The organism is Ensifer sp. (assembly GCF_035999135.1).
Classification (GTDB): Bacteria; Pseudomonadota; Alphaproteobacteria; order Rhizobiales; family Rhizobiaceae; genus Ensifer.
In genome coordinates this window covers 80,990-93,527 of record NZ_DASYGZ010000198.1, presented here as the reverse complement: position 1 = coordinate 93,527, position 12,538 = coordinate 80,990, and the positions used below count along the sequence as shown (strand labels likewise).

At 64.3% G+C, this 12,538-nt stretch carries 10 protein-coding genes and 1 pseudogene; 6 read left to right on the top strand and 5 right to left on the bottom strand.

The features are described 5' to 3' along the window. Window positions 1-59: 59 nt before the first annotated feature. Window positions 60-2,021 carry an elongation factor G gene (locus VGO12_RS25995; RefSeq protein ID WP_327515607.1) on the top strand — a complete coding sequence of 654 codons (1,962 nt, stop codon included), beginning with the start codon at window positions 60-62 and terminating at the stop codon, window positions 2,019-2,021. A 29-nt stretch (window positions 2,022-2,050) separates the two neighbouring features. Here the strand turns inward: VGO12_RS25995 and VGO12_RS25990 are convergent, their stop codons facing one another. After that, entirely contained in the window at window positions 2,051-3,004 is a 954-nt protein-coding gene (locus VGO12_RS25990) for a LysR family transcriptional regulator (RefSeq protein WP_327515599.1), read from the bottom strand. Between the two features lie 242 nt (window positions 3,005-3,246). Here VGO12_RS25990 and VGO12_RS25985 point away from each other — a divergent pair, with 242 nt between their 5' ends. Continuing rightward, window positions 3,247-4,038 (top strand): transporter substrate-binding domain-containing protein, encoded by a 792-nt coding sequence (locus VGO12_RS25985; RefSeq protein WP_327515598.1) that lies wholly within the window; start codon window positions 3,247-3,249, stop codon window positions 4,036-4,038. 543 nt (window positions 4,039-4,581) lie between these two features. Continuing rightward, on the top strand, window positions 4,582-6,072 hold the full coding sequence (locus VGO12_RS25980; RefSeq protein ID WP_327515597.1) for a M81 family metallopeptidase: 1,491 nt from the start codon (window positions 4,582-4,584) through the stop codon (window positions 6,070-6,072). Between the two features lie 141 nt (window positions 6,073-6,213). Here the strand turns inward: VGO12_RS25980 and VGO12_RS25975 are convergent, their stop codons facing one another. Beyond that, on the bottom strand, window positions 6,214-6,591 hold the full coding sequence (locus VGO12_RS25975) for a hypothetical protein (protein WP_327515596.1): 378 nt from the start codon (window positions 6,589-6,591) through the stop codon (window positions 6,214-6,216). 157 nt (window positions 6,592-6,748) lie between these two features. Between VGO12_RS25975 and VGO12_RS25970 the strand changes: the two genes are divergently transcribed. Beyond that, window positions 6,749-7,675: a helix-turn-helix domain-containing protein gene (locus VGO12_RS25970; protein WP_414650776.1), complete on the top strand. Its 927-nt coding sequence runs from the start codon at window positions 6,749-6,751 to the stop codon at window positions 7,673-7,675. Window positions 7,676-7,739: 64 nt separating this feature from the next. Further along, window positions 7,740-8,618, top strand: a complete 879-nt coding sequence (locus VGO12_RS25965) for an NAD(P)H-binding protein (protein WP_327515595.1) — start codon at window positions 7,740-7,742, stop codon at window positions 8,616-8,618. Window positions 8,619-8,624: 6 nt separating this feature from the next. Here the strand turns inward: VGO12_RS25965 and VGO12_RS25960 are convergent, their stop codons facing one another. The 3 genes and pseudogenes from VGO12_RS25960 to VGO12_RS25950 form a co-directional block, all read right to left on the bottom strand. Next, the gene (locus VGO12_RS25960) at window positions 8,625-9,647 is read right to left on the bottom strand and encodes a DUF1214 domain-containing protein (RefSeq protein ID WP_327515594.1); all 1,023 of its coding nucleotides are present in this window, start codon (window positions 9,645-9,647) and stop codon (window positions 8,625-8,627) included. A gap of 17 nt (window positions 9,648-9,664) precedes the next feature. After that, a complete protein-coding gene (locus VGO12_RS25955) occupies window positions 9,665-9,895 on the bottom strand; it encodes a hypothetical protein (RefSeq protein WP_327515593.1) in 231 nt (76 codons plus the stop codon). A gap of 163 nt (window positions 9,896-10,058) precedes the next feature. After that, a pseudogene (locus tag VGO12_RS25950) lies at window positions 10,059-11,266 on the bottom strand (MFS transporter). A 307-nt stretch (window positions 11,267-11,573) separates the two neighbouring features. Here VGO12_RS25950 and VGO12_RS25945 point away from each other — a divergent pair. Next, window positions 11,574-12,506, top strand: coding sequence for a LysR family transcriptional regulator (locus tag VGO12_RS25945; RefSeq protein ID WP_327515592.1), 933 nt, complete (start codon window positions 11,574-11,576; stop codon window positions 12,504-12,506). Window positions 12,507-12,538 lie beyond the last annotated feature (32 nt).

Sequence of the window (12,538 nt, the reverse complement as noted above, 5' to 3'; positions counted from 1 at the left end):
GGAGTGAGGGCGTCGCAACGCTCGGCGCCCGTCGTCATCGCGACAGGGGAGGATTGCCGATGCGCTGCTTCACGGTACTTGGGCCCTCGCAGACCGGAAAAACCACGCTTGTGGACAAGCTGGCCGGTCTGGAGGGGGCCGCAAGAAAAGCCGCTTCACCCTATGGATTGAATCTCACGGAATTCGAGTTTGGCGGCGAACCCTGGTGTGCGCTCGATGCACCCGGGGGCACGGAGGCGCTGGGGCATGCGCAGCATGCGCTGATCGCCAGCGACGCCTGCGTGCTTTGCGTTTCGCCGGCGCCGGAGGAGGCAGTCCTGGCCGCACCCTATCTGAAGGCGATCGAGGCGTCGGGTACGCCCTGCATACTCTTCATCAACCGCATGGACGAGCCGCGCGGGCGGCTTCGCGATGTGATTGCGGCCCTTCAGGACTATTCCGGCCACATGCTGCTGTTGCGGCAGGTGCCGATCCGCGAGGGCGACAAGATCGTCGGCAGCTGCGACCTGATCTCCGAGCGCGCCTGGCGCTACCGCGAAGGCCAGACTTCGGCGCTGATCGCGATCCCCGAAGCGGAGATGGAGCGCGAGAAGGAGGCGCGCGCCGAGCTGCTCGAACATTTCTCCGAGTTCGACGACTGGCTGCTGGAGGAACTGATCGAGGACCGGCTGCCAGCAAGCGACACGATCTATGCGATCTCCACGCGGCTCCTCAAGGAAAACCGCATCATCCCGGTGCTGGTGGGGGCGGCGAGCCACGCCAACGGGATCTTGAGGCTGATGAAGGCGCTGCGCCACGAGGCGCCCAATGTCGATGCGCTCCGAAAGCGCCTTGCGGCTGCCGGGCCGATCGCCGAGGCCTCGTTGTCCGCCGTCAGCTTCCATGCCTATCACAAGGCCAATGTCGGCAAGACCGTGCTGGTGAGGGCCCTGACGTCAGGCATCAAGCAGGGCTCGACGCTCGGCGGCGGCGGCATCGGTTCGCTGCAGGATCCGGCGACCGGCAAGCCGGTGGTAAACGCCACGCCCGAGGCCGGCGCGATCTTTGCCGCGGTCAAGGCCGATCATCTGGCCGTGCCGGCGCTGCTTGCGGCCGGTACGAGTGCTGCGGCCCCGGACTGGACCCAGCCGCCGACACCGATGCTGGAGCGCATCCTGGTGCCCGACAGCGAGCGCGACGAGACCAAGCTTTCCGGCACGCTCGCCAAGCTTGCCGAGACCGACCGCGGGCTCGTCGTCATGCAGGAGGAGGGAACCGGCGCGCAGATGGTCTGCGTGCAGGGACCGATGCACCTGCGCGATCTCTGCAAGACGCTCGCCGATGTCTTCCATGTGGGCGTCAGCGACAAGCAGCCGAACCCGACCTATCGCGAGACGGTGCTGAAACCGTCCGACGTGCACTACCGCCACCGCAAGCAGACGGGCGGGGCCGGGCAGTTCGCCGACGTGAAACTGACCGTCCGCCCGAACGAGCGCGGGGCCGGTTTCTCCTTCGCCGAGACGGTGAAGGGCGGGGCGGTGCCGCGCAACTTCATCCCGGCGATCGAGGCGGGCGCGCGCGAGGCGATGGACAAGGGCCCGCTCGGCTTCCAGGTGATCGATGTCGGCGTGACGCTCACCGACGGCCAGCACCACGCGGTCGACAGCAACGACTTCGCCTTCCGCGCAGCCGCCAAGATGGGCGTGCGCCAGGCGCTTTCGCAGGCGTCCGCCGTCCTGATGCAGCCGGTCATCCGCATCGAGATCCACATCCCCTCGATCTATTCCGGCAGCCTGGTGCCGATCGTCTCCACCTACAAGGGCCAGGTGCTCGGCTTTGACCGCGACGAGACCGCCAAGGGCTGGGACATCTTTCGCGCCCTCGTTCCCGGCTCGGCGCTCGACGATCTCGCAAGGGCGCTGAGGGCAGCCACCCAAGGGATCGGCTACTTCTCCAAGAGCTTCGATCATTTCGAGGAGCTCTACGGCAAGGAGGCGGATGCCGTGGTCCACGCGCATGGGGGGGCGCAACAGGCGGGCTGAGGGGCGGTTCGTCCGGCACGTGCCAGTGTTTACGGGGCGGAGCGGGATGTCTGTGAAGGCCGGACCTTTGCATTGTCCGTGCTTTCAAGGCCTCCCGCCATCTGCCGCTCACGCTCTTCAATCTCCGAAATCAGCCAGTTCAAAAAGCTCCTCGTCACCGGCTTGGTGCGCAAGAGTTCTTCCTGGCAGACGAACTGGTAGGTTTCGGCCGGTTCGTAGAAGTGGTCGTGGACGAGGTGGATCTGGCCGGATTTCAGCTCATGTTCCGCCATCGTCCGGTCGATCAGCGCCACGCCCTGGCCCTCCTTCACCGCCTCAAGAATGATGTGCTGGTCGTCGAAGATCAGGTCCTGGTGGCTGCGTGGTAGGGCGAGGCCCGAGGAGGCGATCCAGCTCTGCCACTCCTGAAGGCCGCGGTAGTGCAGCCGGTTGCCGGAAAGCAGCGCCTGCTTGTCGTCCTCTTTCTGGAAGAGGTCGCGGCCGCAGACGGGCACCAGCCGCTCGCGCAAAAGTTTGAGCGAGAAGCGGCCGGCCGGCGGCTGCAGGCAATAGGCGATGGTCACGTCGGCCGGGCCGGTGCCGGCAGTGATGGTTTCGAGATGGGAGAGGTGGATCTGCACGCCGGGATTGGCGGCGAGAAACTGAGAGATGCGCGGCGCGATCACCTTCATCGAGAAGAACGGCCCGACGCGCACGCGCAGGATCTTGCCGCTCGTGCGTGGCCGGATGTGCTGGACGACGCCTTCCAGATCATCGAAGGCGCGCTGGCAGGAGGCGAAGAGCAGCCCGCCTTCGGGCGTCAGTTCGACGCCGTGCTGCTTTCTGACAAACACCCTCAAGCCCAGATGGTCCTCCAGGATCCTGATCTGGTGGCTGATGGCGCCCTGGCCGATGCAGAGTTCGTTGGCTGCTGCCGTCAGGCTGCCGTTGCGGGCGGCTGCCTCGAAGGCGCGCAGGGATTTGAGGCTCGGCAGGTCACGCATCGGCTGCTCCGGTATCGGGATCGCATCAAGCCTACATGAATTTTTTCGATGTCTGGAATGATTTCTTTCACATTGCGGAGGGCGACGACCTGCCGCATTGTCGATCCATAATAAAGCGAAAACGCAAACGAGATCGGTGGAAATCCAGGCAATTCGGCGAAAGACGCTTCGGGCGAAACCCCGGGGGCTGCCGCTGTGACTGCGACTGAGACGCCGCCCTGACGAAGGACAGAGGGAACCTGATGAAAAAGAAGTTCATGACTGCGCCGGCCCTGCTGCTGGCATCGCTTTTGGCCGGTGGTGCGTGCGCCGAGACGCTGGCGATCGGCACGGAGGGCGACTACGCGCCGTTCAACTATGTGACCGCGGCCGGCGAGATCAAGGGTTTCGACTACGATATCGGCCAGGCGGTCTGCGCCGAGATCAAGGCGGACTGCGTCTGGAGCACCAACGAGTGGTCGGGCATCATTCCGGCGCTGCAGGCGAAGAAATTCGACGTGATGATCGCCTCGATGGCCATCAACCCGGACCGGAAGAAGGAAGTGGATTTCACCACGCCCTATTACTTCAACGCGATGCGCTTCATCGCCCGCAAGGACCTGGACCTGAAGGAAATTTCGCCCGAGGCCCTGAAGGGCAAGGTGATCGGCACGCAATCGGGCTCGGTCGCGGTGGAAGCGCTGCAGGAATTCTTCCCCGACAGCGAGGTGAAGCTCTACCCGACGCTGAGCGAAGTGTTGCTCGACATGGAAAACGGCCGGTTGGACCTGATCCTGGAAGGGCAGATGGCCTTCACCGATTGGCTCGCAAAGGACGAGAGCGGCTGCTGCGCCTTCGTCGGCGACAGTTTCGTGCTCGACAAGGCCGAAGGCAACGCCATGGCGGTGCGCAAGGGCAACGAGGCGCTGCTGGCAAGGCTCAATGCCGGGCTGAAGACGATCATGGAAAACGGCACCTACGACAGGATCCGCAAGCAGTATTTCGACTTCGACATCATGGCGAAGCCGAAGACCACCAGCGAGTATTTCCGTTAGGGGCGAGGGCGCGCCGGTTTGTCGTCGGGCGCATGCGGTCCTGCCGCTCATCCGGCCTGCCGTACCCTATGGACCGATGCCCCTCATCCGGCCTGCCGGCCACCTTCTCCCCGCTCGCGGGGAGGAGGGACCTTGCTGCACCCGCTCGCATGCAATCACGACCTTCATTGCCAGTGGCGACTCGTGCGGCGGGGTGACAACTGAGCGCCGTCCACGTCCCCTCTCCACGCTCGCTGGGTGAGGGTTAGGGTGAGGGGCAAACCTCGAAGCAAACGGTGGGGCAAGCGTCTCACCAACCAGCGAGGGGCAAGCGTGCAAATAGCCAATGAGGGGCGCCTCCAACCGCTTGGGGCCAATCCCATCCTCCAAGAATTCGCGTGCCGCGTGCCGTGCCGTTTCATCGACACGGGGCGGGGCAGGCGGACAGGCGCGGCGCCGGAGTTTTCGCGCTTCTCCGGCGTCCGCTTCTTCCAATCATGCCCGTTTTCCAATGCTTGCCAGTCTTCCAATCATGCCAATCGTCCAATCATGAAAGTGCATGTGATGAGCCTCAGGGTCGCCGTTCTCGAATTCAACCAGGAAACCAACACGTTTTCGAAGCTGACGACCGGCTTCAAGGATTTCGAGGCCTGCCACTATTTCCTTGGGGCAGAGATCGAGACCCATTGCCGGGGCACCAACTCGGAGCTTGGCGGTTTCATCGATTGCTGCGACAGATATGGCTGGCAGCCGGTCTACACGGTGGCGGCTCGGGCCGAACCCGGCGGGCGGATCGAGGAGGCGATGCGACAGCGTTTCGTTTCCGACCTGACAAGCGCGCTTGCGGGGCAAAAACTCGACGGCGTTTTCATCGTCTTCCACGGCGCCATGTGCACCGAAACGGCTGATGATGCGCAGATCCAGCTTCTGGACGTGGTGCGCGGCATTGTCGGGTGCGACATTCCGATTGCCGCGACCTTCGACCTGCATGCCAATTCCGCGCCCGATATGGCCGGGCTGCTCGACATCGCCGTCTCCTTCCGCACCTATCCGCATGTGGACATGGCCGAGTGCGCCCTGAAGGCAGGCGCGTTGCTCGAGTGCGCCATGCGCGGCGAGATCCGTCCGGCGATCGCCATCCGCCAGCCGCCGATGGTGAACGGCTGTAATGACGGGCGCACGACCCACGCCTGCGCCATGACCGAGCTGCTCGATATCGCCGACGAGATCGCGACGCGCGACGGCATGCTCGCCACGTCCATCAATGCCGGCTTCTACGATGCCGACATCTTCAACACCGGACCATCGGCCGTCATCTGCTACGACCTTAATCGGGTCGCGCCGGAAGAGGCGGAGATGGAGGCCGAGCGGCTCTGCCAGGAGATGTGGGTCCGGCGGGAACATCAGGACGTGCAGCTGCCGCTCGACGCGTTGCCCGGCATCGTCGCTGAACACCTCGACAGGGAGCGGTACGGACCGCTTGTCATCGCCGATTTCTCCGACAATCCCGGCTGCGGCGCCTATAGCGATTCCACCTGCGTGCTCAGCGCGCTTCTCGACATCGGCGTGGAGAAGGCCGCCTTCGGCGCGCTCTGCGATCCTGCCGTTGCGGCCGAGCTGATCGCCGCCGGCGTTGGTGCAAGCCGAAAGGTGACGCTCGGCTGCAAGATCGATCCGGCCGTCGGCGGTGGGCCGATCACGGTCACCGGCCGGGTGAAGGCGGTCTCGGACGGCGGGATCGTTTTCGAAGGTCCGATGTTTCAGGGGCTTCCAGCCAGCATGGGGCCTAGCGTGTGTTTTCACGTCGATGGCATCGACATCCTCATTTGCAGCGCGCGCCAGCAGATGCTCGACCGCAACCTCTTCCGTGCCGTCGGCATCGAGCCGTCTGACTACGCGATCGTCGTCGTCAAATCGCAACAACACTTCCGCGCCGCCTTCGGCCCGATCGCATCCGCCATCGTCGAGATCGACGGCACGGGTTTGAGCAGCGCCAACATTGGCGTAAGGGATTTTCAGCGGGTAAGGCGGCCGGTCTATCCGCTCGATGCCTGACGGCTCGCATTGGGCGTCGGACGGCCTGTCTGCCACCCTGTCGGCGAGGTTACAGGCGCAGGTCCCATCCCGCGACCTTGCTTTCGATGCCTTCCTTGGACATCGCCGCCGTGCGAATGCATTCATAGGTGCTGCGCGCTTTCATTGATCGAAAATGGGGGCGAGTTGCCGAGCCTGGCTTTCCGTCAAGGTTCCCACGTGCTTTTGCAGGTTCTCGTTTGTCCACGTCTTGAAATCGGCACGGATCCTCTCCTTGTCCGTCGTCTGTTCGGTCAGGTCGGCGAGCTTGACATAGAGGGGCGCGATAACCGTGGCGAGCTTTGACACGGCAAAGCCAGGGGTGGCGCCAGGCACACAGCGAAGGATCGCCGTCTCGACGCGATCGTGTGCTGCTTGCGGATCGGCGCGATAATCCGCGCGGAACTGTTGGATGGGCGTCAGGGGCCGCGGTGCCTTGATGATCGAGACCAGCGGGCCGCCGACCACTATGCCTGCGATAAGGATGTAAATCGTGCGCATGCTGCCCTCTGTGATTGCATCCCTTCTATCGGCAAAAGGTCAAGCAATCGTGCAGCCGATGCGTGCATCTTTATCCATGTTCGATTTTTAGGAATTGGGGACACGGGGAGAGGCGATCGGCGCGCCGCCATTGTTTGCAGAGCAATGGAGACGTAGCATGGCTTGCCAAACCCAGGACCGAGCCACCATGACGCTTTCCTCGCCACTGCCATCCGCGCCCACGATCCTCTTTTCCAGCGCCGGGCGAGGGTGGAGCGGCCTGTCTGCCGATTTCATCCACATTCCGCGTGGACGGGTCGAAGTGCCGGGCGGCGACATGCATCGGCTCGGCATGCATTTCGGGCCGCCGGTCAAGGCCGATTGCCGGTGCGACGGGCGGCGGTTGCAGCGGGTGCAGAAGGCGGGGGATATCGACATCGTCCCGGCCGGCGTCGATGGTTCCTGGGAGGACGATGCGGATTGCCGGATCCTGAGGCTGAGCCTTGAGCCGTCGCTGATAACGCGTGTTGCAGGCGAGCTCGGGCGAGACGCGGCAAGCGTTGAACTGCGGCCGCAGATGCAGGTGCGCGATCCCCGCCTGGAGGCGATCGGCTGGGCGATCAAGGCGGATCTGGAGGCGGATGTGCCGTCCGATCCGCTCTACATCGACCTGCTCGCCAACGCGCTTGCGGTGCGGCTGATCGAGACGGCGACCGGCAGCGTGAGGGATGAAGGCCGGTCGGTGCCGAAGCTGTCGGCGCGACAGCTCAGGCTCTTGACGGAGTATATCGAGACCCACCTCGACCAGGCATTGCCCCTTGCCGACTTGGCCGCGGTGGCCGGTTTGAGCGCCACGCGGCTCAAACTGCTGTTCAAGAACAGCACCGGCCTGCCGGTGCACCAGTATGTCATCCGCCGGCGGGTCGAGCATGCGCGGGCGCTGATGACGACAACGCGCATGGCGGCAAGCGAGATTGCGGTTGCGGCGGGCTTTGCCCATCAAAGCCACATGGCGGCGACGATGCGGCGGGTTCTTGGCCAGACGCCTGGAGAGATCCTGCGGCAGGTGGGCGAATTCCGGCCGAACCTGCAAAAGCCGGGCTGAATCTGTGCGACGTGGCCATTCCTGATCCCTAGTCCTTGCGTGTCTTTCAGCAAGGAGTGAGATCATGTTTGCAATTCTCGGAGCGGCCGGAAAGGTCGGCTACGCGACGGCAACGGCGTTGCGTGCGGCCGGGTTCCCGGTGCGGGCGATCCTGCGCGATCCCGCCAAGGCGAGCCGCCTGAGCGGGCTCGGCTGCGATGTCGCGATCGCCGATCTCATGGATCCTGCAGCCCTTGCCGAAGCGATCGCCGACGCCGAGGCGGTGCAGATCATCCTGCCGCCGCCGCTTCGCGCCGAGGATGCCCGCGCAGAAATGCGCCGGGCGACAGGCAGCATGGTCGAGGCGCTGAGATCGGCGCGTGCCAGGCGCGTGCTCGCGATCTCGGATTATGGCGCCCATGTGCCTGATGATATCGGCATGCCCACGATGTACCGCCTGTTCGAGGAGAACCTTCGTCCCTTGCCTCTCTCCAAGATCATCTTACGCTCGGCCGAGCATATGGAGGGCTGGGCGCGGGCCATTCCGGTGGCGCTTGCAACCGGCATTCTGCCGACGCTGCACCAGGAGATGGATCGGGACTTCGCCACAGTTTCGGCCGCCGATGTCGGCCGTATAGCGGCGGATCTTCTCAGCGAGCCGGAAACCGGAGGCCCCGAACGGATCGTTCACGCCGAAGGACCACGCCGCTGCAGCGCCGCCGATGTCGCGGGCGCCGTGAGCGCGCTTGCCGGCCGAGCGATTGCGGCGCGCGCGGTGTCGAGGTCCGAATGGCAGCAAAGCCTGGAGCGCGTGGTCAGCCCGAGCATCGCCAGCCTGTTGGTCGATACCTACGACGCCCATGACCGGGGAGGGTTGATCGACGTCGAACCGGGAAGGGGGGAGGTTCGTCGGGGGACGACCGATCTCACTGACGCGCTTCGGCGCTTTGTGCCGGTGGCATAGGGCGCGCTATTTTACCAGCGTCACGTCCGGCAGTCTGTATTCGCGCTTGAGCACTGCTTCGCCGGGACGGTAGATGCGCATCAGGAAGTTCCAGCCGTCGGTGATGTCGACACGGTTTGGCTTGTCGCCGCAGGCTTCCGGCGAGCCGAAATAGACCGTGAAGGTCCCGTCGTCGTTGAGCGCCACATTGCGGTCGTTGACGCCGGCCCTGGCGCTCTTCATGAAGCCATCCGAACCGTAGAGCGTGATCGACCAGAAGGCGTCGTTCGGCGGCACGGTATAGGTGGCGGTGTAGCAGCCTTTCACCGCGCCCGGGCCGGTGTAGTTGATGTAGACCGCATCATTTTCAGGAAAGAGCCCCCAGGCGCCGGCGGCTGCAAGGTGGCGCGTCTTTTCGTTCACCTTGCCGCGCGGGCCCATCCAGTCCGGTTCGTACTGGGAAAACGTCTGGAACTCCTTTTCATAAGGGGCGCGCAGGGCCAGCATGCTTTCAGCGTCCCATTTCGGATCGGGAAAGAGATCGTGGCTGGACGCCTCGATGGTGAACTTGTTCTGCATCTCGTTGACGAGCGCGATGTCGGCCTGGTCGTTCGGATCCATCACCTCGATGCGCTGCACCAACGTGACATATTTTGTGTCGCCGGGAATGTCGTAGGTGCCGGGTTTGTAGAAAACGGTCGGGGCGTAGTGGTCGTTGTCGATCACCAGCACGGAAAAATACCGCTTGTCCGGAAACTCGGGAATGGTGAGCTTTGCACCGCCCTCGGTATCGACGACGGCGCCCGAATAGAGGGTGTCGAGGTTCATGCGCACGACGGACTGCGCGTCGAGCGGCACGGGCTTGCGGATATAGTAGAAGCGGTTCACGTCGCTACCGGCGTTCCTGTAGAACTGCGAAAAGGCAATGTCGGTCTCGGCACGGATGTAGGTCTCGGGCGTGACCTTCTCGCCTGCGGCAAAGACTGCCCCTTGCATCGACGCCAGGACGGCGAGCATGGTGAGGGCGAGGCAAGCGGATCTTTGCTGCATTGAAACCTCCTTTGAGACTACCGGCCACCACGCCTGAGCGCGAGTGCTGCCGCGCACAGCATGGTTTCGACCTCTTCTTCCAGCTCGAGGCAGATCTGGCGGTATTCCTCGGCGAGGTGGGGCCGATCGCCGGTGCGCGCGAGTGCGTCGCGCATGTTGACCGCGAGTTCATAGCCGCAGAACAGCTCGATCATGCTGTCCGACGATACAGACGCGATTGACGACCGCAAATGCGGCAATCGCATCATCAGCCGTTTCCTGCCGATCTCTCCAAGCACGTCTCAAGTCCTCGCTCCTGGAGCGAAATACGTTGAAGCCCCGCGATCGGATCACTGCGGGGCCTGAATGCTTGAGGTCTGGTGCTGGGAGAGGTGCGGTTTTCGCGGTTCGGCCGGTCGATAATGGCGACCTCTACTGCCGGGCCTTTCTCGACAACAGGGTGAGGCCGAAGATCAATAGGCCCGCAGCCCCGTGAGCGCAAAGCCCGCCCAGACGGCCGAGACGAGGCCATGGCCGGCGGCGATCGTGGCACCGCCTGCCTCAGCGCCGACCGCATTGGCGACGTTGAGGGCGGCAAGGTTCATGGCGCCCATCAGGCTCGGGGCTTCCGGCGCAAAGCGGGTGAGCCGCACCTGGATCGTCGGGATGGCAGCCATGGTTGCCGCACCCACGCCGAAGAGTGCCGGGAAGAGCACCCACGGGTTTGCCGCGCCGAGTGCGAGCACGGCAAGCGTGACCAGCGCTGCCGCAAAGCCAAGCGTGATGCCGCGGGCCGGATAGAGGTCGGCAAGCTTGCCGCCGAGGAGATTGCCGGCTGTCATGCCCATGCCGAAGAGCGCAAGCGCCACCGGGATCATGGCGGGAGAAAGGGTTGCGAGGTCCGTGACGATGGGGGCGATGAAGGTGTAGACCGCAAAGATGCTGGCGATGCCGGTGGCTGCGACCAGCATCACACCCCAGACGCGCGGCTTGCGCAGCGACGAGAGTTCCTGGACGACCGGCACACCGTCAAGCGCCTTGGTGCGCGGCACCCAGGCCCAGATGGCAAGGAAGGCAAGGACGGCGAAGGCGGCGATCGCCAGATAGGTTTCGCGCCATCCAAGCGTCTGGCCAAGGAAGGTCGCAAGCGGCGAGCCGATGATGGTGGCAATCGTCAGTCCGGTCATGACGATGGCAAAGGCCTTGCCGGCCTGGCCGGGGCCGACGACATAGGAGGCGACCACGGCACCGGCGCCGAAATAGGCGCCCTGCGGCAGGCCGCTGATGAAGCGCGCTGCCATCAGCATGCCCATGTCGGCGGCGACCGCCGAAAGGACGTTGCCGAGGACGAAGAGGCCCATCAGCGCCAGAAGCAGCGTGCGCCGGTTCATTCTCGCGGCCGCCAATGTCACCAGCGGCGCGCCGATGACGACGCCGAAGGCGTAGGCGGTGATGGCGCTGGTCGCTTCCGGCACGCCGATGTTCATGGTTTCGGAAAAGAGCTGGATGATGCCCATGCTGGCGAATTCCGAGGTGCCGATGGCAAAGCTACCGAGCGCCAGCGCCAAGAGCGTCAGGCGATTGTTCCGCCGGTTCGCCGTCTCGGCGACCGGCTGTGCCGCGCGCTTGCGAGCAACGATCTTCGCACCGCCGACGCGCTGGCGCAGGCTGGCGAAATCAAAAACGGCGGTCTCTTGGGCGAGGGTGGCTGCGGTTGTGTGAGACATCTCGGTGATCCCTTGTTGTTGGTGCTCGACCGTCGCGTGGTGGACGGTTTGCTTGAGACAAGAGATCTCACGACAGGCGCTGAGGCAGTAGACGGCGAGGCTTCCCAGGATCTGATAAGCAAATTCACAGATGGCCCGGCGGAACACGGCAGCGCCGCGACAAGGCGGGTTTTTGGCGCTAATCTGACCGCAGATCTATGAATTCAAATCAGGTGGCGGCATGGACAATCGGGCAGGCGAGATGATGGTTTTCGTCCAGGTGGTGGAGGCCGGCAGTTTTTCGGAAGCTGCGCGCCAGCTGATGATGACGCCGTCGACCGTCTCCAAGCTGATCGCGCGGCTTGAAAGCCGGCTCGGGATCCGGCTCGTCGAGCGCTCGACCCGGCGGCTGCTTTTGACACGCGAAGGCGAGTTCTACTATGAGCGCAGCCGCAGGATGCTTGCCGATCTCGACGAAACCGAACAGCAGATCGCCCACGGTGGGGCGGAACCCGAGGGCCTGATCCGGGTGAACTCGTCGGTCAGCTTTGGTGCTGCGGCGCTGGAGCCGATCCTGCCGGCCTTCTGGGAAGCCTGTCCGAAGATCGTCATCGACCTTTCGCTGTCGGACGAGGTGGTCGATCTCTATCTCGAGCGCACCGACGTCGCGATCCGGGTGGGTCGTCTGCCGGATTCCAACCTGGTGGCGCGCAAGATCGGCGAGACCAAGAGGCGGATCGTGGCGTCCCCCGCCTATCTCGAAAAGCGGGGCGTGCCGCAGGTGCCGGAGGACCTGCTCGATCACAATTGCATCGGTTTCAATTTTCGCCGCGCCAATCCGGTCTGGCCGATGCGCGAGGGCGGGCGGATCGTCGAGCGCATGCTGAGCGGGTCGCTGCTCACCAACAATGGCGAAACCATCCGCCGCATGGCAATCGCAGGCGTCGGCATCGGCCGCATCGCCGACTATCACGTGCGCGGCCCGATCGCCCGGGGCGAGCTGGTCGAGGTGCTGGCGGGCAGCGCCATTGCCGAGGCCGACGAGATCCATGCACTGTTTCGCGGCGCCCAGCTGTTGCCCGCCCGCGTGCGCGCCTTCCTCGATTTCACCGTGCCGCGCCTACAGCGCTTTCTGGCGGAAGAACCGGCAGAGATTGCCCCGCTCGCTGGGTAGCGAACGGGGCTCACACTCTTCCTGGAATGGCT

What these genes read in the sequence shown, in the direction of transcription:
- VGO12_RS25995 (WP_327515607.1), top strand. Translation starts at nt 60, where the DNA reads ATGCGCTGCTTCACGGTACTTGGGCCCTCGCAGACCGGAAAAACCACG.
- VGO12_RS25990 (WP_327515599.1), bottom strand. Translation starts at nt 3,004, where the DNA reads ATGCGTGACCTGCCGAGCCTCAAATCCCTGCGCGCCTTCGAGGCAGCC.
- VGO12_RS25985 (WP_327515598.1), top strand. Translation starts at nt 3,247, where the DNA reads ATGAAAAAGAAGTTCATGACTGCGCCGGCCCTGCTGCTGGCATCGCTT.
- VGO12_RS25980 (WP_327515597.1), top strand. Translation starts at nt 4,582, where the DNA reads ATGAGCCTCAGGGTCGCCGTTCTCGAATTCAACCAGGAAACCAACACG.
- VGO12_RS25975 (WP_327515596.1), bottom strand. Translation starts at nt 6,591, where the DNA reads ATGCGCACGATTTACATCCTTATCGCAGGCATAGTGGTCGGCGGCCCG.
- VGO12_RS25970 (WP_414650776.1), top strand. Translation starts at nt 6,749, where the DNA reads ATGGCTTGCCAAACCCAGGACCGAGCCACCATGACGCTTTCCTCGCCA.
- VGO12_RS25965 (WP_327515595.1), top strand. Translation starts at nt 7,740, where the DNA reads ATGTTTGCAATTCTCGGAGCGGCCGGAAAGGTCGGCTACGCGACGGCA.
- VGO12_RS25960 (WP_327515594.1), bottom strand. Translation starts at nt 9,647, where the DNA reads ATGCAGCAAAGATCCGCTTGCCTCGCCCTCACCATGCTCGCCGTCCTG.
- VGO12_RS25955 (WP_327515593.1), bottom strand. Translation starts at nt 9,895, where the DNA reads ATGATGCGATTGCCGCATTTGCGGTCGTCAATCGCGTCTGTATCGTCG.
- VGO12_RS25945 (WP_327515592.1), top strand. Translation starts at nt 11,574, where the DNA reads ATGGACAATCGGGCAGGCGAGATGATGGTTTTCGTCCAGGTGGTGGAG.